Below are 23,217 nucleotides of genomic sequence, written 5' to 3'. Positions count from 1 at the left end.
ATAAAAAAGCCTCTAAAACTAGAGGCTTCAATCAAATCGTAAAAAATAGATTATTTAACAATAACTCTTTTAAGATGTCCTTCTGAAGTTTTCACAAGGTAAACTCCTGTAGAAAGGGTTGAAGTATTTATGGTCAAGGCATTTTTTTCTTTTCCAACCAGCTTTCCGGACATATCGTATAATTCATAGTTCTGTTTTCTGTTGAAATATAAAATATTTCCTTTATTCACAGGATTTGGGAAGACATTGAATGTTTCTTTTTCATATTTTACTTCACCGGTTGCTAAAGTTGGTAACTGAGCTACTTCATACATGGATAAAGTTCCGCTGATCTCATTGGCAATAATCACATAGCCTTTATGAGTGGTAGTGTTTTCCGGAGCGATATAGATAATTCCTTCCGGACCGTTATCTCCACCGTAAGCTGAGGTAGAGCGGGAATGTTTATAATCTGTGAAAGTAGGATTATTTGGATTGGTGATATTGTAAACCATTACACCGCCTGTTCTTTCGAGTGTGATAAAGGCATAAGTCTGTCCGTTTATTGTCCCAAGGGCTACACCTTCCGGTTCAGGACCTTTTGCCCGGCTTCTGCTTTTAATCGTGTTGGATTCATTATCGGCATTGAAAATCAAAGGATGTTTGGCAGCGATATATCTTTCAAACTGATCTCCACTGTCATACACCTGCTGTTTCGTATCTGCATTAAAAATAGAGAACGAGCGTGCTCCTAAAGCTGCAATTTCTTCAAAATCTGTATCACCATCTGTATTTCCTGTTGCAGATGAAACCCTAAATCTTCCCAGATTGTGAGATGCTTTTAATATGTTGGCATTAGGGAAAATAGCAGGATCTAAAGCATAACTATTTGCTCCTACTGTTGTTCTTTCACTATATCCCGAAAGATCTTTTTCATCCCCTTCATTAGCAGTGACAATATAATTGGTATTTCCTACTTTATAGTTTTGTACTGCATCAGGAAGATAGTAAGCTTTTACAGGCCAGTTGGCAATAAGAACCTCACCATTGTTGTCTGAAGCATCAAAACCATTCCCTGGAAGACTCATATCTTTTTTACCCAATCCCCAGATTCCGGTGATATTCTTAGTCGCAAGGTCAACCTCAGCAATGGCGTTGTTTTCCTGAAGAGTTACCCATGCTTTTTGGCTGTCTGCACTCACAGTAACATATTCTGGTTCCAGATCCTGGGAAAGTGTATTGTTGGTTCTTACTTTTCTTAACCCTGTAGCAGTTAAAGCAGCCAACTGAGAATCAAAATTATTAAAATTGAGTGTTGTTACATTACTTTGCGTAAGAGTACCAATTCCCCCTGAAATATCAATAATACTGATGGTTCCCTCAGGATCTACAGTATAAGCATCATTAGGTTCACCTTCATTAGCTGTAATCACTTTTGTTCCGTCAGGAGTAAACGTTATCATATCCGGTAAAGCTCCTACAGTAACCTGTTTCAGGAAGTTTCCATTAATATCAAAAAATACTACAGAACCGTTCTGTTGCGGATTGGTATTTGGGGAAGCTGCTGCGATAATTCCATTTTTTACGGCGATGCTGGTAATTCCTCCATATGAAGCCATATTGATAGTATTAATTACCGAAGGACTGTTAGGATTACTGAAATCAATAATATCAAAAACATCTGTAAGAGAACTGATGGTAAACAGTCTTTGAGTTGCAGGATCATGAACAACAATCTCTGTGGAACTGTTATTGTTTCCGGAAGGATCAAAGCTTCCGATATAGTTCAGTTTGACCTCATTAGAAGGAGCAGGAGCCGGTTTATCATTGTCTACAATATAAATGGTTGCAGAGTTATCTCCTGAAATAATTGCTCCTGTTGGGTTTTCAAGGCTCACTACAAAGTATTCAGCATTTTGTTCTTCTAATGTATCATCAATAATAGGGATATTGACTGTATAACTCGTTGTGGAAGGAGTGATATTGATGGTTTGATTGGCTAAGGTAAAATCATTATTGTCTGCCGTACTAAAAGGAGCAGGTTTAACAACAAGATTCACAGTTGCAGCAGAAGGATTTACTACATTTATTTTGAAAGCCAGTGTTCCTGCATTTTCATTTACTTTGATGAAGTTTTTATCAAGAGCAATAGAGGTTCCGGCAGTTGTAAAGATAGAAGAAGTTACGGCAGTTACGGCATTATCACTGAAATCCTCAATAGTATTGGGCTTAAGCGACAGATAATACGTTTGGCCCGGCACTAAGCCGAAAGTTGGGAGAATGGTGATGGTGTTGTTGCTAAAAGCCGTCGTAAAGGGAACCTGAGTGCCTGTAGCATTTCCAAGACGGAATTCTACAAGATTTTGTGCATTAGAATCGTTTATCGCAGAGTTATCTGTTAATCTTACATTTTCATTGAAAGAAATAGTAGGATTAACAGTTGTTGAAGCATTATTGGTATTGTTGACAGGAAGATAGGTGGCTGCAGGTGGAGTAGTATCAACACCTCCTGCTGGTGCTGCATCCACTGTAAAGTTATCGAAACGGTTGTTCCCCCCTGTTCCGCCTCCTGCTGCGGAGAATTCAACCTTTAATTTAAAGTTGGGGTTATTGGATACTCCTGTCACTGCAGAAAAATCAAAACTAATTAACTGCGGATTGGCATCCTGAGGGGTAACGGTCTGATACGGAACAAAAGTAGTTCCATCTGTTGTATAAGACCATGTTTGTGTTCCGGCTCCCTGTCCGGATCTTCTTGTTGTAAACTTTACAATAACATTATTGTATCCGGTTGTAGGCAGATTGAACTGTAAAACACCACCAATAGGATTGTTGAATCTTAAATGGGTACCGGATGCATCTCCGTTTCTGGCATTTAAATTATCAATATTAAAATTTTGTCCGGTACCGCCTGCAAAATCAATCACACTGGTACCTCCGGCTATGGCTACAAGAGCTCCGTTGGCTAATGTAGATGAAGGTGCCGTGATAGCGGTTTCAGATGAATTATTATTAAAATTCCAGTAATGGATAAGCGTCTGTCCGAAAAGACCGGTCTGAAAAAAGAACGCGGCTGCGACTGACCCTTTTAATAGGTAGTTGTTGATCATTTTTGGCTTCAATTAGATAAATACAAAAATGAACTTTATGTTTGGTAACTATTTTAATGGAATTTTAAGAAATGTTTAAAAAATAGGTCTGTTTCTGATAAAATATAAAATGATGATAGACAAGAATCAGTTATTTTGAAGGTTTGCCGGAAAAATTTAACATTGTTCCTGACTTAGCTCCTTCCAAAGGATGTTTCTGCATATACAGAAACCCTGAAACTGCAGTCAGAACCAAGAGTACAAAAATAACCAGAACAATTCTTTTTAACATGTCTCTCATATTGCTAAATTTTTAATATCCCGAATTTCTAAAGTTGAAGAAGGATAGCCTTTTTTTACAGCATTGATCATAGCTTTTCCCACTTCATGTAAAGTTAGTGATTTTGACGGTAAAAAAATAGGAAAAAACCAAATAAAAGGTTTGAAAAACCATTTTACATTGATTTGGCCCTCAACAGGTTTCATAAATCCAGGTCTGAAATTGTAGGCTCCTTTAAAATTCATTTTCTTCAGAGTATTTTCTGTTCTCCCTTTTACTCTTGCCCACATCAGCTTTCCACTTTCTGTACTGTCGGTACTGGCTCCGGATACATAATTGAATACCATTTCTGGATTTTGACGTAAAACTGCTTCTGCAAAATGGATGGTGGTATCATATGTAATTCTGGTATAATCCTCTTCATTCATTCCTACACTGCTGATTCCGGCACAAAAGAAACAGGCATCATATCCTTTTAAGTTCTCGTCGTTGATATCGATGGATAAAAAGTCCGGAACGAGATACTCTTTTAATTTAGGATGCTTTTTTCCAGATGGTTTTCTACTGATACTAAGGACCTCAGACACATTGGGATTTTCAAGGCATTCCAGTAAAACACCTTCACCTACCATTCCGGTAGCACCTGTAAGAATTATTTTAATTGAGCTCATTGTTTTGCTATTGATAGTTGTATGACGGATGAGAGTAGAGAATTACTTTAAAGATAAAAGATAAAAGATAAAAGATAAAAGATAAAAGATAAAAGATAAAAGATAAAAGATAAAAGATAAAAGATAAAAGATAAAAGATAAAAGATCTTGTCGTTAAACAACAATTCCCATATGTATATCCACACGGATATCAACATCAATAGGGGCAGGCTTTAACCCGCTCAATAAATAAGATAACCCAATTCCATTGGCTTTAGCCAAAACCTAAAAATAATGTGTTTATTTTCTGTTTGTGAGAATGTTGAGATTGCTGCGCTGCGCTCGCAATGACGATTGAGGATGGTAAGATAGGGGGAATATTTTAGCCCTGATTGCAGCGGCATCCTTTTTTTGCTTGGTGATTTTGATGAGGGCAAAAAGATACAGCGGAAAGCAGGAATAGCTCCTGAAAAATAAAACCGGACAGAAACTGCCCGGCTTTACATGTAATTATGCTTTAAAACTATTTTTTATGCTGTAACTGATTGTAGATATTCTGGATTAAACCATCTGCTACAGAGATCTTTGGTACAAAAATCTTATTGATATCCGACCAGGCCATTACATTGTTGAAAATGCTTAAGGCGTGAACCAATACATCGGCTCTGTCTTCCCTAAGACTGTATTGAGTCATTCTTTCTTCTACCGAAAGTTCATTGAATTCTTTGTGAACCTTTTTCAGATGAGCTAGAGACATGGGCTTTCCGTCTTTAGTTTTGCTCATGGAGAATACTTTATTGATGTTTCCTCCTGATCCTATGGCTACAATTGGTTTTTTGCTGACAATATTCTGTTTGATTTCTTCTCTCATTTCTTTCCAGTTATCTATGGTAACAAGATTGTTGAGAAGACGGATCGTTCCGATATTGAAGGATCTTTCATACATCATTTTACCGTTTTCATAGAATGTAAGCTCTGTGGAACCTCCTCCTACGTCAATATATAAATACGCAAATTCTTTGTCAAGGCCTTCAGCAACATGGTTTTCATAAATTAGGGTTGCTTCTTCGTCTCCGGAAATAATCTCGATATTGATTCCGGAAGCTTCCTGTACCTGTCTGATGATTTCATCACCATTGGCAGCATCACGCATGGCACTGGTGGCGCAGGCTCTGTAATGGTCTACTTTATAGATCTTCATCAGGTCGCTGAAAATCTTCATGGAATCGATGACCATTTGTTCTCTTTCGGGACCTATTTTTCCGATGGTGAATACATCCATACCTAATCTCAGAGGGATTCTCAGGAGATTCAGTTTGATGAATTCCGGTTTTTTATTGTTTATCTTTACTTCATTGATGAGAAGTCTGGCGGCATTACTTCCTATGTCTATTGCTGCTATCTTCATTTTTTGCTTGTTTTAGCCTTTAAATACTTATAGGTTTCTATTTGTGATCTACATTCTTTTTTATCATTTCTGATGTATTCGTTGCTTAGTTTTTTATCTAAAATTCTAGCCTTTACATTATCTCTAAGCTGAATATCAAGAATGTCTTTTAATTCTTTTTTAAGGTTTTTGTCGGTTATCTTGGCTGCGGCTTCAATTCTGTAATCAAGGTTTCTGGTCATCCAGTCAGCAGAGGAAATATATATATCTTCTACTCCTTTATTGTAGAAATACATTACTCTGGCATGTTCCAGATATTCATCTACGATACTGATGGCCTTAATTTTTTCTTTAAATTCTTTTTGGTTAACGGCACAGTAGATTCCCCTTACAATAAGTCTGATGACTACTCCTGTTGTGGCAGCATCATATAATTTTTCAATTAACAATCTGTCACTCAGTGAATTGGCTTTAACGATGATTTCTGCTTTTCTTCCGGCTTTAGCTTCCTCAATTTCCTTATCAATATGGTGAACAATCTTTTCACGCATAAATTGGGGGCAAACTAATAAATTTTTACAAGTTTTCAAAACCGGCAGGTAATCATCTTTTGGTTTTTTCAGCACATTGAATACTTTATTGATATCTGCCATAATGCCACGGTCAGAAGTCATAAGTAAGTGGTCTCCATAAATTCTTGCGGTCTTTTCATTGAAATTTCCGGTACTTACAAATCCATACTGAATGGTTTTGTTATGGGCTCTTTTCTTGATGATGCAAAGTTTTGCATGAACCTTTTTATTTGGAAGCCCGATAAGTACGGTGATTCCTTCTGGTTCCAGCATATCTTTCCATTCCAGATTGGATTCTTCATCGAATCTTGCCTGAAGTTCGAGCATTACAGTTACTTCTTTCCCGTTTCTGGCTGCATAAATCAATGCATTACTGATTTTTGAGTTACTGGCCAGTCTGTAGGCTGTAATCTGTATAGATTTTACATCCGGATCCATGGCTGCTTCACGCAGAAGATCAATCACCGGATTATATTTATGATACGGGAAAGTAAGAAGTACATCTTCTTTCATGATCACATCGGTAACTCTTTCTCCATGCTCAAAGGCCTGGTGAGTGAAAGAAGTTCGTTCCACAGGTCTTGCATAGGTTTCAAAAACATCCGGAAAGTCCATGAAGTGTTTGAAGTTGTGAATTTTTCCTCCCGGAATAATGCTGTCTTTCTTTGTTAAGTTCAGTTTTCTGATCAAAAGCTCAAGCAAAGCCTTATCCATATCTTTGTCAAAAACAAATCGGGTAGGTTTCCCTTTTCTACGGTTTTTAAGGCCTTTTTCTATTTTTTCTGCAAAGTTGGTACGAATGTCATTATCAAGATCCAGCTCGGCATCCTTCGTTACTTTAAAGGCATTAGCTGCAAACTCATCATATCCGAAATAAGAGAAAATGTGTGGTAAGTTGAAGGTAATTACATCTTCCAGAAGCATTACATTTTTTTCTTCCGGATCTTCGGTGGGAAGCAGTACGAATCTTCCTACAAAACGGGAAGGAATTTCAATAATGGCATAGTTGCTGGAATACTGCCAGTCTTTTTTTCTCATGGCTACTCCCAGATAGAGACTTTTATCTCTCAGGTAAGGCATTGGCGTATTTTCATGAAGAAGAATAGGAATCACATTAGATTCCACAACTTCATCGAAATAGTTTCTGACAAAATCCTTTTGTTTTGCGGTCAGGTTTTTGGAATTCTTGATGAATACTTTATGATCAGCCATTTCAGTCTGGATTGTTTTCCAGGTTTTATCGAAATTCAGCTGGTGTCTCATCACTATTTCATTAATTCGCTGAAGAATTTTGGAAGGTGGCTGATAAAAGGACTCGGAAATAACCTTTTCCTTAAAATCCATGGCACGCTTTAATCCGGCAACACGCACTCTGAAGAACTCATCCAGATTGTTGGAGAAGATTCCAAGAAAACGTATTCTTAAGTGTAAAGGAACTTTTTCATCCATGGCTTCCTGTAAAACTCTTTCATTAAAGGCTAACCATGTAATATCTCGTGGATTAAAGTGTAATGACATTCTAAATGTGTATATTTTATCAAAAATAATAATTCGTACAGTTTCTGTCCCTATTTCTTAGATTAAACTTTGATTAATTTTAATAATTCTGAAGCGTATGGTATTTCAGTAGAAAGCAGCTTTTGTTACTGATAATGTATTTGTAATATCTTTTTTATTTCCTCAACTTTTTTATACATTTTATTGAAGAAAATATATCTTGCTTTATTGTTAGAAGAAAGCAGTTCAGAATTTTTCAGAATCAAATCCAGACTTTTTTCATAATTTCCACAGACTCTTTCATCCAATGTATAGTAATAGCTCAGGATATTGTAGGGTAAAAAGAGCATCTTTTGATCTGCAAATCTGATAAAGACACTATTGTTCATGATCAGGAGGTCATTTTGATATAAAGTAAGCGAGCCTTTTTTTTCGCTGATGACGTCTTCCTCTATCTGGGTAAGCATTTCTGTAATTTCTTCACAGATTTTCAGTGCATTATCAATATGAATGAGTTCCAGCTGATGAAAATAAAGAATCTGCTCGAGAAGTGTATAGATGGTGACATTGCTCCATATTTCGGTGGAATTTACATCATTATAGACTTCTGAAAGTAGCATTGCTTTTTGATTGATCTTTTCCGGAATTTCAAAACTTTCAAAACTTATCCGTTGTGAAAAAAAGACAACATCCATCAGCTTAAGCCAGGCATAAATCTTGAATTTTCTCAGATTCTCAAACCTCATAAAATAGAAAAGAGGAATATCTTTAGCCGCATAGATGAACTCTACATTCGGAGTGTTTTTTACCTTTTGCAGATTTCGGATAGAGGCTTCGAAATACATTTCCAGATCATCAATGTTGTAGATATCATGAATCTTGTTTAAAACAGCATTATTTAGATTTGAATTGTGAATCAGATCTAGTGAGACTCCAAAATGGGAAGCCAGTGAGATACCTTCATTCAGGGTGATGTGACTTTTTCCACTGATTCTTCTATAGGCTGTATCATTGGAAAGCGCCAGTTTGTCAATCATGATTTCTACCAGGTTCTTCTTTCCCCCGGATTCTTTTAATAGCAGTTCAAAAAGGTTTTTCTGATAGTTTTTCATGGTAATTAGTGTTTGTTGTCAAAAATATCTAAAAAAAATAAATATTTGTTAGTTTTTAGATAATTAATCTTATTTATATCACCTCAATAGGATGCATTGTCCTTTCACAGCTGATTTGTTTTCTGGATTTTTGTATAGTTTAAAATATTGCTTATGAGAAAAAATTTACTACTAATTCTTTTCTTATTGGTTTCAATAGAAGGAATTAGATCACAGTCATTATCATTTGAGTATGATACTGGGGGAAATCAAATTGTAAGAAAATACTGTGCTTTATGTTTGTTTGCTGACAAACAGGCCCAAGTAGATCTACTGGCCAGTAAAAAGGAGTTTCCGCCTCCAGAGTATCAGGTCAAGATTTACCCAAACCCCACGAAAGATAAGGTAACCCTTGTCTGGTCTGCTGAGCTGGGTGCTATGATTCAGAAAGTGGAATATATAGCCTACAACTTCACCCAATACCGAGAGCTTACGTTTGATAAGAGAGAGAATAAGGTCATACTGGACCTTACGAATCAGCCAATCGGCATGTACGTGGTCGTTTTCCACTTGAATACTGGGGAAAAACTGACTTACAAGATATTAAAACAATAACCAAGACGACGAACATGAGAATCAAATTCTACTTTTTGATAGCTCTACTCTCAGTAGTGGGGCTATTTAACGGACAATCTGTAGGGCAGATAGCAGGTGAAATATCAGTGTCTTCAACTGGAGGTGCCAATTATACAATTCCTATAGCTAATCTTCCGGGCATTAAGGATGTTACTCCCAATATTTCCCTTTCTTATTCCAGTCAATCAGGAAATGGAGTTGCGGGATGGGGCTGGAATATTGGCGGAATATCATCTATTACACGGGTAGCTTCAACAAAATTCCATGATGGAGTAATTGATGGGGTGAATTATAATAATAGTGACAGATTTGCTTTTGATGGGCAGAGGTTACTCTTGAAATCTGGCACTTATGGGGCTGATGGAGCAGAGTACCAGACGGAACAGTATTCAAATGTAAAAATCGTTTCCCACGGAAGTGTTGCCAATGGACCTGAATATTTTATGGTGTATTATCCAGATGGTAAAACGGCAAAATTTGGAGGTGGAAGTGGCTTTTTGGGCTCGAATACCTTTGAATGGAAGATGAATTACATTGAAGATGCTCAACAGAACAGAATCAAATTTATCTATGACAGCTACAATAATTATATCTATATCAAGACTATTGAATATGGTAACAATGCATCGGTAAATCCGGATAGCAGTCCGAATAAGATACAGTTTTACTATAAAGATGCAGCCCGAACAGATCAGGCTTATATTTATGGGGCAAGAAATATGTATTCACACAGAAAACTGGATAGGATAGAGGTAACAGGGAATGCTCAGCTTTACAGAAAGTATCAGTTAATGTATAGTGTTACTTCATTGAATTATGAAAGACTGGTGAGTATTTACCAATATAATGGAAGTGGTGAAACAATCAAGCCTGTTACTTTTGAGTATGATAACACTGAAAATGGTATTGCCAACAATTCCAAGACTATAACAGCTGTTTCTCCTGCGTATGATAAAAGCAACTGGCAATATACTTCAGGATATTTTGATAGTGATAGTTCGATTGATTTTATGACGTATCCTAATTCTAAGGATCAGCTTTATAGGTTCAATTCTGGACAACTCATTAATTCCAACTCTAATATTTCGGGAACGATGACCAGTGTTGAAAAATTCAAGGATATCTTTTCTACGAAATTGGTTTTACCTAATGATAAATACTATAATCTGGATGCGATATCTACTGTTATAAGCAATAATACAGGCTCGGTTACCAATGAGGAAATCATTAAAATAAACAATTATATTCCGAATGCCGCAAATTCACTTGACTTATCATTCACCAATTCATATAAATTTCCAACAGCAATAAATGACAGATGTATTGTCATCAATGGAAGTAATACTTACTATTCCAGAATTCCAAAGGAATATTTTACAGGAGATTTTGATGGGGACGGAATTTCTGATATTGTAGCTGTAGTGCGACCTTATAGTGTGGAGCAGACCTATTATTGTGGACCTGCAAAGACGGCACCAGATAATAGACCACCACCAGATTGTTGTTCGCATGATATTACGGTTAATACGTCTGAGGTCTTTCTGTTGAAATTAGATTCTCATAACTCAGCAGTACAATCTCCGGTGACATTGGGCTATAATAGTGTAGTTACCGGTGAATCTCGAATTTATGTAGCGGATTTTGATGGAGATGGGATATCAGATTTATATATCGTTAATCCCGGACGAATTTTTGTTTATGGGATGAATAACGGAACTTTTACTCAAAAGGCCTCTTTTTCCCATAATCTTATCAAGAAGGATTTTCCCTGCTATCTTGCAGACTTCAATGGAGATGGAAAAACAGACCTGGTGTTTCCCATAGATAATGCCAATACCAATTGGTTTTTCATTGTAAGCTCCGGAGAATCGTTTGAGAGTAGTGTAAAAGATATAGGAACCAATTATTTTAAGCCTCAACTGGTCAATTCCTGTTATCCGGGACCATCACCCAATTCTCAGATTTGTGGGTATATGCTTCAGGTATATTATTATAATTTTGCAGATATCAATGGAGATGGAAGAGCTGATTTATTCTACCATGATATCCTGACTCCTCATAATGTACCAGACTATGGACCTGGGCAGAATGGAGCTTACCTGGCCTATGGAGATAATTATAGTATCAGGGATAAAGGAGGAGTCAAGTACAACATGGGAAGTAATGTGAATGGAATTCCTACTTTCTCAGCCTATGTTGATGGTTGGCAAAACAACTATACTTATGGAGGAGCTATTAACAAAGGAACCCCTATCTTTCTAACCAATTCCAATATTACCAATCAGAATCTAGATTATGCTTTTTTTGGTGGAGATAAGATCAAATATGTCTCATTCAAGAAAGATAACCGGGTAGATATGACCTTGAGAAAAATCAAGAGTAATGACTTGGTGACAGACATTACCTATGATACGGTTTTAGATGCAGGAAATGGGTCTGGAACATATACAGCCGACTCTTCTGAACAATATCCATACGTAAACCTTAATATTGCTCCATCAGTAAAGCTGGTAAAAAAAATTGAAAGAAGCTTTAATGGAGAATCTAAAATTCAGGAATACAGATATAAAGGTGCGGTGATGAACCTGGAAGGCTTAGGGTTTATGGGCTTTAAAGGGGTAGCTAAATCAGCTGTATTTGGTGGAACTATTACTCAGCCTCTTTGGACTGTTTCTCTACATGACATACAGAAAAGAGGAGTAATCAAGGAAAGCTATTTAAACGGAAGTGTTAATTTTGACTCTCCAAGTACTTTTATCTCAAAAACAGTTAATAGTTATACTACTTCACTGCTACCCAATAAGGTCTTCGTGAATTTACCATCACAGATACAGCAAACGGATGTTCTGATGGGAACTGTTGTAAATCAGTATTATGATACTTATGATCCTTACAATAATCCTAAAAAGATGAGAACGGTAGCTAATGGCGGAGAAAAGATTACTTTGATTGATTATGAAGACAACCCAACAGGAATCGGGAATCAGTATTATATTGGAAGGCCTATAAAAAGTACCGAAACTCAAACATTGGGAACCGATGTATTTTCCACAGAGGCACTTTCCACTTATTCTAACGGGCTTGTTGCTCAAACCAAGAAAAAAGGAAATAATACAGATTATATCACCGAAGATTTTGTATATGATGTATTTGGAAATAATATACAGAAAACTCTTTCTACAACAGGTATAGCTCCACGTGTTGAGAAGATGCAATTTGATCCTACAGGAAGATTTCCTATCAAGACTACGGATGTTTTAGGGGCAGCTTCTACCTTTACTTATGATCCTGATTTTGGAATGCTGCTTTCCAGTATCAATAGTTTGAATCAGGCAGCTTCTAATGTTTATGATACCTGGCAACGAAAAATAGAAGAAAAGGATATCTATAATAATTCTACCAAGTACTATAATGAATGGATTATTTCCGGAGATTTCATCAATGGAATTAAATTAAGGGTGGTGGATGCTACAGGAGCTACCAAAGAAACATTAACCGACAACTGGGGCAGGGTACGTTTGGAAAGAGGATTATCCCTCAATGATAAATGGATAGAGAAAAGAACGGATTATGATGTGTTAGACAGGCCATATAAAGTAAGTGATCCTTATTTTTCCACCACTTCACCAAGCAGATGGACGGTAACGGAATATGATGGATATGGAAGAATGGTTAAAAACATATATCCAACAGGAAAAATAATCACGACTTCATACAACGGATTATCCGCAACAGTTGTAGACGGACAAAAAACACAAACCATTACCAAGGATGAATGGGGTAACAAAGTTAAGATGGTTGACAATGGTGGAGCAATCGAATATACTTATTATGCTAATGGGGGACTGAAATCATCCAACTATGCCGGACATATCATTAAGGTTGAACAGGATGGATGGGGTAGAAAAACAAAAACGTCCGATCCGTCAGTAGGAGGTGACTATACTTATGCATATGATGGTTTAGGGCAGCTTTTGGAAGAGAAAAACCCTAAAGGAAAAACGGCATATGTCTATGATCAATACGGAAGAGTTATCCACAAAGAAGTTATGGGCGATAACACTGATATAATCGTTGATTTTAGCTATACAGCCCAGGGGTTGCTTGATTCTGAAACAGGAAATTCCAATGGTGTGAGCAACTCTTTTACCTATAAATATGACAGTTTTTATAGGGTCTCTGAACAGGAAGAAAATAATGGGGTAGCTACTTTCAGTAAACGATTTGTTTATGATAATTTTGGAAGAATCGCAAGAGAAAAGACGGAAACCGTTTTTGGTGCCCTTTCCAGTATCGTTGATACTGAAAATATCTATGCTTCCTGCGGAATGTTGGTTGCTATAAATGACGGCAATGGAAAGGTAATCTGGAAGTTAAATAGCATTAATGAACAGGGGCAGGTGATTTCTGCCTATTTTGGTAATGGAACAGATATCAGTAATACCTATGATGCAAATTATTATCTAAGAGCGGTAAGGCATAAGAGTAGTGCAGGAATGATTCTATTCAATGAATACACTTTTGCAGCGAATGTAGGGTTATTGGAAAGTAGAAAGAATAATGTAATTACCGGTGGATGGCAGGAAGTCTTCAAATATGATAATCAGCTTAGGTTGATTTTATGGACAGATCCAAACGGAACCCAATCACAAAAATATGATACTTATGGAAGGATTGTTAACAATAGCCAGGTAGGTGAGTATAAATATACTGAAGGAAACAGATATAGAAAAAAAGGAATTAATTTAAATGCGATTGGTGATAGTTATTATAAGGTAAATCAGTTGCAGACAGTCTCCTATAATGCTTATAGAAGTCCGGTGAGCATTGCGCAGGATGGAGACGAAATGGTGAAATTCAGTTATAATATCCGTCAGTCAAGAGCAACTTCAGAATATGATTATAATAAGACCTTTTCGTACTACGGAAAATATAAGATGTATTCAGATGATAAGACGGTGGAAATCATTACGAATTCTTTTCCTGGAAAACCTTCTGATGGTTTTGTAAATACAAGAATTATTACCTATATCGCAGGAGATCCTTATTCAGCTCTTGCTGTGTATATCAAAGATTTTAATCCTAAAGAGCAAGTACTTACTGAAAGTATTCATTATCTTCATAGAGACTATCAGGCAACTATTCTTGCCATCTCTGATAAAGAAGGAAAAATAGAGGAAAGAAGACACTTTGACCCTTGGGGAAATTTGGTATATCTGGAAAAAGATGGGGTAAAAGTAGATGTTAAGAAAGGGGCTCGTGACTTATTTATAGAAAGAGGGTACACAGGACATGAGCATTTCTTCCAGGTAGGGCTTATCCATATGAATGGAAGAATATATGATCCTAAGTTGCATACTTTCTTATCAGTAGACAATAACATACAGGATCCTTTTAATACTCAAAACTATAACAGGTATGGGTATGTACTGAATAATCCATTGATGTATACCGATCCTAGTGGAGAATTCTTTTGGATTGCTGCCCTCATCTATGCGGCTGTAAACCTTACCGTTGATTTGATTGCCACGAAAGGAAATATGAATTTCGGACAAATTGCCTTATCCATTCATAGAGGAGCAGAAAGTGGTTTGTTGGGCGGGGCTACGTCCATCGTAGGAGCTATAATCGGAGCTGTAGCATTACAGGCAAGTAAGCTCATACCTTCCATCCCTATCATACAGGAGGAAAACTTTTATTTGGGTATTTCTTTCAATGTATCGTATGGAAATGGGTTTGGGTTTGGAGCAAGTATTGATACTACTTATAAAATGGGAGACTTTAACCTTTCCAATAGTTATGGAATTTCCTATTATGGTTATCATGGGGGAACAGGGCTTAGCGGATGGGAATATAGAAAATCCATAGTGTTTAATTATGATGACGGAAAGGTGGGCTTTTCTTTAGGATCAAACTGGTGGACAGGCTCTGGACAAATGTCTGAACTGACTCAAAAAACAGGATTGGTAGGGTTTCATTGGGGAGACTTTAGGTTTATGTATGAAAACGATGGCGGTATTCTGGTAAAACAATTGGGCTTAGGGGATAGAGGAGACAGCTACAGAACAGCTGCCCTGAACCTTAGTATAGGAGACTATAGCGCTGGGTTCAGTTTAATGACAGGTTATAGAGGTCTTGATAATCAGGCTGTAGAAGAGGAATCGAGGATAATGAATAATAAAGGAAAACTTGTGAACCCTGTAATGAATGAAAGAGATGGTTTTGGAAGGAAGTTCAAATATAGTTTTGTAAACGAAACTGGAACACCTTACAGATTAGGAGCGTTATATGTAGGGTATAAAGGATACCGTGTGGGAGTTAATTCCGAACATGTGAGACATGCCATCCAGAATCGGGTTATCCACGGACTTATCAAGGACAAAGGATTTGTAAACCAGTCCTGGAATTGGCAGCCTTATTTTCAATATAAAACCCCTAGTATGTTTACTACATGGTAATGAAAATGAAAGAATTAATATGCATTTTTTTTATGTTTCTTGTTAATCAGAACTGCAAGGCTCAAAAAAAAATAAATTGTCAGGATTTAAATATCAATGATCTATTTTCAATTGTGGATACAACAATAACGTATAAAATTGTTCCCATGGCAGATTCATGGAATGATTCTAATGCTTTTTTGCAATTCAAAAAAAATGGTGAAATCAGATATCTTTCAAAGACTGATTATAATAATGATATTGTTGTAGTTCCGTCTGCTTACAGAAGAGGAAAATTCTATGTGGACAAGAAAAATAAGCACCTTATTATAAATGAATATTTTAAAAACCCTCAGGGAGGAGGTTGGATCAAAAAAATCCTTGTAGAAAAAACTGATGGTATTTTGTTTTTTAGATTTGAAAATTCATGTAGCAAGTCCATCAAATTAGTCCCATTGAATTAATATTCATAAAAAAGACAGAATGCCGATTCATTGATATGAAAAAATTTCCATATTGATTTAATAAAACCTCGATTTAATCGGGGTTTTTATTTTTATTGTGTCATTTTGTCACAAAACGGGATATGGTACAAATGTTGTGAAATAGTGAGTGTAAATTAAATATAAAAATTAGAAAAAATAAAAATATTATGAGTAAAATAATTGGAATTGACTTAGGAACAACCAACTCTTGTGTTGCTGTAATGGAGGGTAAAGACCCTGTTGTTATTCCTAACGCAGAAGGTAAGAGAACTACTCCTTCTATCGTAGCATTTACAGAAGATGGAGAAAGAAAAGTAGGTGATCCTGCAAAAAGACAGGCTGTAACGAATCCAACAAAGACTGTTTACTCTATCAAAAGATTTATCGGAACGCACTTCAAAGAAGATGCTAAAGAGATTTCAAGAGTACCTTACAAAGTAGTTGCTGGTCCAAATGATACTGTAAAAGTAAAAATCGACGATAGAGAATATACGCCACAGGAAATTTCTGCAATGACGCTTCAGAAAATGAAGAAAACTGCTGAAGATTACCTTGGACAGGAAGTAACAAGAGCGGTAATTACTGTTCCTGCATATTTCAACGATGCTCAAAGACAAGCTACTAAAGAAGCAGGAGAAATTGCAGGTCTTAAAGTAGAAAGAATTATCAACGAACCTACAGCTGCAGCATTAGCTTACGGTTTGGATAAGGCTCACAAAGATCAGAAAATCGCTGTATATGACCTTGGTGGTGGTACTTTTGATATCTCTATCCTTGATTTAGGAGACGGTGTATTTGAGGTATTGTCTACAAACGGTGATACTCACTTAGGAGGTGATGACTTTGATGATGTAATTATCAACTGGATGGCAGACGAATTCAAAGCTGAAGAAGGTGTTGAATTGAAAGCTGATCCAATTGCTTTACAAAGATTAAAAGAAGCTGCTGAAAAAGCAAAAATCGAATTGTCTGCTTCTGCACAAACTGAAATCAACCTTCCTTATATCACTGCTACAGCTACAGGTCCTAAACACTTAGTGAAGACTTTAACTAAAGCTAAATTTGAGCAATTATCTGCTGACTTGGTAAGAAGATCTATGGAACCGGTTGCTAAAGCATTGAAAGATGCAGGTTTATCTACTTCAGATATCGACGAAGTAATCCTGGTAGGTGGTTCTACAAGAATCCCAATCATTCAGGAAGAAGTTGAGAAATTCTTCGGTAAAAAACCTTCAAAAGGAGTTAACCCGGATGAGGTTGTAGCCATTGGTGCAGCAATCCAAGGTGGTGTTTTGACTGGAGATGTAACTGACGTACTTTTATTAGACGTTACGCCACTTTCTTTAGGTATCGAAACAATGGGTTCTGTTTTCACTAAATTGATTGAAGCGAACACTACCATCCCAACTAAAAAATCTGAAGTATTCTCTACAGCTTCTGACAACCAGCCGGCTGTAAGCATCAGAGTAGGACAGGGAGAAAGACCTATGTTCAACGATAACAAAGAGATTGGTAGATTCGACCTTTCAGATATTCCACCAGCACCAAGAGGAGTTCCTCAAATTGAAGTAACTTTCGATATCGATGCTAATGGTATCCTGAATGTATCAGCTAAAGATAAAGGAACTGGTAAAGAGCAGAATATCAAAATTCAGGCATCTTCAGGTCTTTCTGACGAGGAAATTGAAAGAATGAAAAAAGAAGCTCAAGAAAATTCTGCAGCAGATAACAAGAGAAAAGAAGAAGTTGAAGTATTCAACAAAGCTGACGGATTGATCTTCCAGACTGAAAAGCAATTGAAAGAATTCGGTGAAAAACTTTCTGCTGACAAAAAAGCAGCAATCGAAGCAGCTCACGGAGAATTGAAAACTGCTTTCGAAGCTAAAAATGTAGATGACGTAAAAGCTAAAACTGAAGCGTTAGATGCAGCATGGATGGCAGCTTCTGAAGAATTATATGCAGCAGGTCAACAGCCGGGTGCTGATGCAGGTGCTCAAAACGCTGGCGCAAACAATGCCGGAGGTGAGGATGTACAGGATGCAGACTTCGAAGAAGTAAAATAATTACCGGTTAAACAATCGTAATAAATAATTAAAACCGCTTTAAATTAATGTTTAAAGCGGTTTTTTCATGTCTATTCTTGTCAATACATTTTTTTATTACTGATTTCCATCACAGAGTTCTTCACGTTGTTGCGAATATGAGTAATGATATGAATTCCATTTACAAAAAGATATTTTGGCTAATTCTTTAGATATATATCCTTTAAATTAATCTGCATATATAAAAAATGGAGGAATGTTTGAAAACATCGAAAATCAATCAAATGAAATAAAATACTAATGATCATCACTTCACTTTGAGGCATAGTAGAGTAGTATTTAAAAGGATTACCAATAATGAAACTTTGGATATCTTGTTCAGAATGAATGCAAAATTCATCCAGGATATAAAAACTTCCGTAATTTCATTAAAGTTAATCATAGAAGAATTGTTCTTAAGTGGTATTTATTTAAATGTTTAAATATTGGGGCTCTTTTTTTAAATATTAATTGAACTAAGCTTACTATTCTTGCGATCCTCCTCCCAAGGACCGATAAAGCACAATAATGGAGGTCAGTTTTTCTTTTTTCATAGCAATGATTTCCAATTCATTTTCAAGGGCATTATTTTGCGCTATAATTACTTCCAAATAGTTTGCCTTTGCATTTTTGTAAAGTAAATCTACATCTTCAGATGCTTTTGTCAGCGATTTTCCTTTTTCTGTTGCCAGAAAAAGCTGTTCATCTGTATTTTTAATTATAGCTAATGCATCTGCTACTTCGCCAGCAGCAATAATTATGGTTTGTTTGAACTTTTTATCCAATTTCTCCTGATTTAACTCTGCTATTTTATAGGCCGTCTTCAATGCTGCTTTATTGAAAATTGGTTGTGTGAGATTGACACCCATATTTTTTATTAAAGAACCGGGAATGTTTATCCAATTGCTAAAATTGAAAGAATTCAATCCGGATGAAGCAGTTATACTGAATGTCGGATACATATCTATTTTTGCTAAGTTGGTTCTTACATTAGAGATCATTAAGTCATATTCGGCAGCTTTCACATCCGGCCTGTTGGCCAGCATATCGACTGGGACACCTGTTTCAAAATCAGCTAAAGTATTTGTCGATTCAAGATATCCTGCTCTTTCTATAGCATTAGGGTATTGGCCGCAAAGAATACTTAATGCATTCTCTTGAACTGCAATATTTTTTTTTGCAACTGGGATTATCATTTCAGCAGTTTTTTTTTGTGCTTCTGATTGTGCCACTCCTACGGAACTTGTCAAAGAATATTGGTATTGAAGTTTTGTCATCTCCAATGTTTTATCACTAAGAAACACATTTGTTTGTGCTATTTTCAATTGTTCATCCAAGGCAATAAGATTATAATATGCCTGAGCGACCTGAGTGATAATCCTCGTTTTAAGAGCGCTCAGATTCTCTTTTTGCATAAAATACCCTATTAAAGCCTGTTCTTTCTGTAATTTAGCTTTCCCCCAAATATCCGCTTCCCAGGACAAGCGTACAGATGTATCAAAATCATCAATATAATTTCTGCTGCTAAACTGTTCAACCAGGGAGCCATTCAAAGAGTTCTTGGAAATCCAGCTGCGACTGCTTCCTGCTGTAAACCCAATGATAGGCAGCAGAGACTGCTTTGATTGTCTATAGTTGAGCTCAACTTGCTCTAGACTAATTATTGCAATAGAAATTTCAGCATTTTTTTCCAATGCTTTTTCAATGAGTTGTACAAGTACCGGATCTTTAAAAAAAGTTTTCCATTTCAGATTAATGCTATTTTTATTTTCAATTGACTGATCTCTGAAATGTTCGGGGACAGCAATATTTGGACGGCTGTATTTTTTTCCTATGCTACACGAATTGAGCAATGTACTCAGAAAAATAATAAAAGCTATTTTTTTTACTGAAACCATGTTTTTTTATTTAATAGATTGATTTCCAGAAATTTTTTCCTGAAGGTATTGGAAAAAAATGTACAATAGAGGAATAGTAAATATACCTAGAATAACACCACTCAGCATTCCAAAAGTTGCACTGCTGCTTATTGATTTGTTTCCTGCCGCAGTTCCTCCGGATGTAAACATCAAAGGGATTATTCCGGCCATAAAAGCGAGTGATGTCATAATAATGGGTCTCAGTCTTGCTTTAGCTCCTTCCATAGCAGCTTTGGTAATAGATAGCCCTGCTTTTCTTCGTTGCATTGCAAATTCTACAATAAGAATAGCGTTCTTGGCAAGCAATCCTATCAGCATAATCAATCCTACTTGTACATAGATGTTGTTGTCAAGTCCAAATAATTTTATCCCTAAGAAAGCTCCTATAATTCCAGCTGGTATAGAAAGTAGGACTGCTAGAGGGAGCAGGTAACTTTCATATTGTGCAGCAAGCAGAAAATAGACAAACAGTAAACTAAGAATAACAATAATCATGGACTGATTTCCGGATGATTTTTCCTCCAGACTTAACCCTGTCCATTCGTAGCTGTAACCACTTGGCATCTTATTAAATACATTTTTCTCAAGGGTTTCCATAAGGGCTCCGTTACTTATTTCAGAATCAGATTCTATGTTAATACTTAAAGCGTTATATAAATTATACCTTTGCATCATTTCTGGCCCATACATTTTCTTTAATCTTATAATAGATTTCACAGGAACCATATCTCCCTTTTCGTTTTTGACAAATATTTCATTGAAAGCATCCTCATCCATTCTGAATATGCCGTCAGCTTTTATGGCTACACGATAGAATTTTCCAAATCGGATAAAGTTCTGCGAAAAGTCCCCGGCGAAATAGGTTTGTACTGTTTCCATCATTTTATCAACATCCACGTCTAGTTGGTTTGCTTTGTCCTCATCTACCTCTAGCTCAAACTGCGGAAAATCTGCACGGAATGTGGTAGAGACACTTTTTACACCTTTTTGTTTCCGTAATTCATCCATTATTTTATCTGCCATAGCTTTTAAGGATGTTGGATCTTTTCCCATTCTGTCCTGAATCATTACTTCAGCTCCACTCATGGTACCATAACCTTCTACTGGTGGTAACCGAAAGACATATATAGAACCTTCTTCAAGTGTTCCAAGCTTTTCCTCTACTTCCTCCTGAATAGATTCGATGGTTTTTAGTTTTTTTCTGTTTTTAGGATCTTTCAGTTTTGCCCATCCACCAGCATAATTGTTTCCGGCTGCATCACTCATTACATTATAACCGGCTATAGTGGTCTTAATTTCGAGTTCGTCAATCGTAGCTAATATACTGTCCAGCTTTTTGGTAGCTGCTGTTGTTTTTTCCAGCCCGGTTCCAGGTGGTAGTGTCATACCGTAGATGATAAAATTATCGTCTTCCATGGGCACAAAACTTTTACTAGTACTACCCATCAACAATGCTGCCACAACAATTGTAGATATAATAAATCCTGTCCCTAACCATTTCTTTTTTATGAGTAAATGAACACCAGAAACATACTTGTTTGTCAGATTGTTAAATCCTGCATTGAAGGCTATAAAAAAACGATTTCTGTACGTTTGTTTATTTTCATTATAGTGATGATTGTTTTTCAATAGTAATGCACATAAAGCCGGTGTTAAAGTAAGAGCATTAACAGATGAAATAATTATAGCTGTTGCCAGTGTGTAAGCAAATTGCTTATAGAAAAGTCCTGCAGATCCAGACATAAAGCCTATCGGAATAAAGACTGCAGCCATTACTAAGGTAATAGAGATTACTGCTCCGGTAATCTCACTCATCGCGCTGTGAGTAGCTTCCCTGGCAGATAAGCTGCTACCCTCCATTTTTGAGTGTACAGCTTCTATCACCACTATTGCATCATCTACCACAATACCAATAGCTAAAACCAGAGCAAATAATGTCAGGATATTAATGGTAAACCCTAAAACCAGCAGTATGAAAAAGGTACCAATAATAGCAACAGGTACTGCAATAGCGGCAATGATGGTCGATCTGAAATCCTGAAGAAATATAAAGACTACTATAAATACAAGGATAAAAGCCTCGATTAGTGTTTTATTTACCTGATTGGTCGCTTCATCTAATCTGTTCTTGGAGCTCATTGAAATATGATACTTCATACCTGGAGGGAAAGCTTTGGATGCTTTTTCCAATTCATTAATAATTCCAATTTCAATATCACGAGCATTTGAGCCGGTAGCTTGTAATACCCCCATAGAAATAGCATTTTTTCCATTGGAACGACTTTCTCCGCTATAGCTTATGGAACCAAACTCTACTCTTGCAACATCTTTGAGGCGGATGAGATTATTGTTGTCTCGCTTGACAACAATATTATCGTATTCCTCTGGTAGATTTTTTTTCCCCTTATAGCGGATCACATATTGTAAAGCTGCACTAGATTCTTCACCAAGTCTGCCTGGGGATGCTTCAATGTTTTGCTTTGCTATAGCAGTCTTTATATCATTAGGAGTAAGTTGGTAAGATGTCATTTTCTGAGGGTTAAGCCATACACGCATTGCATAATCTTTTGCACTCCAGATCTGCACCTGCCCAACTCCAGATACTCTTTTTAGTTGTGGTACAACATTGATATTAACATAATTCTGAATAAAAAGCTCATCATATTTACTATCATCATCTGTGTAAATATCAAAAAACATCACCATGCTGTTTTGTTGTTTTGATGTACTGATTCCTTGGCGTACAACTTCTTCCGGAAGTATTGATGTTGCTCTTTGTACTCTATTCTGTACATTCACTGCTGCAAGATCAGGATCCACACCTTGTTTGAAGATTACAGAAATACCAAATGAACCGTCGTTATTAACGGTTGATTTTATATATCTCATATTCTCCACGCCATTAATTTGCTCCTCTAGTGGTGTTACTGCAGAGCGTAATACGGTTTCGCTGTTTCCACCCGGAAAATTACCTCGTACTAGAACAGTAGGTGGTGAAATATCTGGAAATCTGGTAATGGGAAGTTCAAGAAGTCCAATAATTCCCAGTATAAGTAGAATAATAGAAATTACGGTAGCGAGTACTGGTCTGTCAATAATTTTTCTAAGCATAAT

12 protein-coding genes are annotated in these 23,217 nt (G+C 36.5%); 4 read left to right on the top strand and 8 right to left on the bottom strand.

Annotated features, from left to right (window positions below; genetic code table 11):
* Positions 1 to 50: 50 nt before the first annotated feature.
* The 6 genes from M2372_RS04905 to M2372_RS04880 all read right to left on the bottom strand — a co-directional run bounded on the left by M2372_RS04905 (position 51) and on the right by M2372_RS04880 (position 8,566).
* Complete coding sequence (locus M2372_RS04905) at positions 51 to 3,089, bottom strand: choice-of-anchor I family protein (protein WP_123318121.1); 3,039 nt, start codon at positions 3,087 to 3,089, stop codon at positions 51 to 53.
* A gap of 130 nt (positions 3,090 to 3,219) precedes the next feature.
* Positions 3,220 to 3,369: a hypothetical protein gene (locus M2372_RS04900; protein WP_165852170.1), complete on the bottom strand. Its 150-nt coding sequence runs from the start codon at positions 3,367 to 3,369 to the stop codon at positions 3,220 to 3,222.
* Positions 3,366 to 4,019: an NAD-dependent epimerase/dehydratase family protein gene (locus tag M2372_RS04895; RefSeq protein WP_123318122.1), complete on the bottom strand. Its 654-nt coding sequence runs from the start codon at positions 4,017 to 4,019 to the stop codon at positions 3,366 to 3,368. Before M2372_RS04895 ends, M2372_RS04900 begins: the two co-directional genes overlap by 4 nt.
* Before the next feature lie 502 nt (positions 4,020 to 4,521).
* Positions 4,522 to 5,406, bottom strand: a complete 885-nt coding sequence (locus tag M2372_RS04890; protein ID WP_123318123.1) for an exopolyphosphatase — start codon at positions 5,404 to 5,406, stop codon at positions 4,522 to 4,524.
* Positions 5,403 to 7,475, bottom strand: coding sequence for a polyphosphate kinase 1 (gene ppk1, locus M2372_RS04885; RefSeq protein WP_123318124.1), 2,073 nt, complete (start codon positions 7,473 to 7,475; stop codon positions 5,403 to 5,405). The genes M2372_RS04890 and ppk1 overlap by 4 nt, the downstream gene beginning before the upstream one ends.
* A gap of 125 nt (positions 7,476 to 7,600) precedes the next feature.
* A complete protein-coding gene (locus tag M2372_RS04880) occupies positions 7,601 to 8,566 on the bottom strand; it encodes a hypothetical protein (protein ID WP_123318125.1) in 966 nt (321 codons plus the stop codon).
* Positions 8,567 to 8,719: 153 nt separating this feature from the next.
* Between M2372_RS04880 and M2372_RS04875 the strand changes: the two genes are divergently transcribed.
* The 4 genes from M2372_RS04875 (at position 8,720) to dnaK (ending at position 18,166) form a co-directional block, all read left to right on the top strand.
* A complete protein-coding gene (locus M2372_RS04875) occupies positions 8,720 to 9,160 on the top strand; it encodes a T9SS type A sorting domain-containing protein (RefSeq protein ID WP_123318126.1) in 441 nt (146 codons plus the stop codon).
* A gap of 14 nt (positions 9,161 to 9,174) precedes the next feature.
* Positions 9,175 to 15,639, top strand: coding sequence for a polymorphic toxin type 23 domain-containing protein (locus tag M2372_RS04870; RefSeq protein WP_123318127.1), 6,465 nt, complete (start codon positions 9,175 to 9,177; stop codon positions 15,637 to 15,639).
* 146 nt (positions 15,640 to 15,785) lie between these two features.
* A complete protein-coding gene (locus tag M2372_RS04865) occupies positions 15,786 to 16,082 on the top strand; it encodes a hypothetical protein (protein ID WP_148060702.1) in 297 nt (98 codons plus the stop codon).
* A gap of 188 nt (positions 16,083 to 16,270) precedes the next feature.
* Positions 16,271 to 18,166 (top strand): molecular chaperone DnaK, encoded by a 1,896-nt coding sequence (dnaK, locus tag M2372_RS04860; protein ID WP_115969306.1) that lies wholly within the window; start codon positions 16,271 to 16,273, stop codon positions 18,164 to 18,166.
* A gap of 503 nt (positions 18,167 to 18,669) precedes the next feature.
* On the opposite strand, the gene M2372_RS04855 is transcribed toward dnaK, so the two are convergent.
* Positions 18,670 to 20,082 carry a TolC family protein gene (locus M2372_RS04855; RefSeq protein WP_123318129.1) on the bottom strand — a complete coding sequence of 471 codons (1,413 nt, stop codon included), beginning with the start codon at positions 20,080 to 20,082 and terminating at the stop codon, positions 18,670 to 18,672.
* Positions 20,083 to 20,088: 6 nt separating this feature from the next.
* Positions 20,089 to 23,214, bottom strand: coding sequence for an efflux RND transporter permease subunit (locus tag M2372_RS04850; RefSeq protein ID WP_123318130.1), 3,126 nt, complete (start codon positions 23,212 to 23,214; stop codon positions 20,089 to 20,091).
* Positions 23,215 to 23,217: the final 3 nt, after the last annotated feature.

It is taken from the genome of Chryseobacterium sp. BIGb0232 (genome assembly GCF_024810195.1).
In the GTDB taxonomy this organism is placed as follows: Bacteria; Bacteroidota; Bacteroidia; order Flavobacteriales; family Weeksellaceae; genus Chryseobacterium; species Chryseobacterium pennae.
The sequence above is the reverse complement of the archived record's forward strand: the minus strand, read 5'-3'. Positions and strand labels throughout refer to the sequence as shown.

Bases quoted from the DNA above. Each gene is read 5' to 3' on its own strand.
- M2372_RS04900 (WP_165852170.1), bottom strand. From the start codon at position 3,369: ATGAGAGACATGTTAAAAAGAATTGTTCTGGTTATTTTTGTACTCTTG.
- M2372_RS04880 (WP_123318125.1), bottom strand. From the start codon at position 8,566: ATGAAAAACTATCAGAAAAACCTTTTTGAACTGCTATTAAAAGAATCC.
- M2372_RS04865 (WP_148060702.1), top strand. From the start codon at position 15,786: ATGGCAGATTCATGGAATGATTCTAATGCTTTTTTGCAATTCAAAAAA.
- M2372_RS04905 (WP_123318121.1), bottom strand. From the start codon at position 3,089: ATGATCAACAACTACCTATTAAAAGGGTCAGTCGCAGCCGCGTTCTTT.
- M2372_RS04875 (WP_123318126.1), top strand. From the start codon at position 8,720: ATGAGAAAAAATTTACTACTAATTCTTTTCTTATTGGTTTCAATAGAA.
- M2372_RS04850 (WP_123318130.1), bottom strand. From the start codon at position 23,214: ATGCTTAGAAAAATTATTGACAGACCAGTACTCGCTACCGTAATTTCT.
- ppk1 (WP_123318124.1), bottom strand. From the start codon at position 7,475: ATGTCATTACACTTTAATCCACGAGATATTACATGGTTAGCCTTTAAT.
- M2372_RS04890 (WP_123318123.1), bottom strand. From the start codon at position 5,406: ATGAAGATAGCAGCAATAGACATAGGAAGTAATGCCGCCAGACTTCTC.
- dnaK (WP_115969306.1), top strand. From the start codon at position 16,271: ATGAGTAAAATAATTGGAATTGACTTAGGAACAACCAACTCTTGTGTT.
- M2372_RS04855 (WP_123318129.1), bottom strand. From the start codon at position 20,082: ATGGTTTCAGTAAAAAAAATAGCTTTTATTATTTTTCTGAGTACATTG.
- M2372_RS04895 (WP_123318122.1), bottom strand. From the start codon at position 4,019: ATGAGCTCAATTAAAATAATTCTTACAGGTGCTACCGGAATGGTAGGT.
- M2372_RS04870 (WP_123318127.1), top strand. From the start codon at position 9,175: ATGAGAATCAAATTCTACTTTTTGATAGCTCTACTCTCAGTAGTGGGG.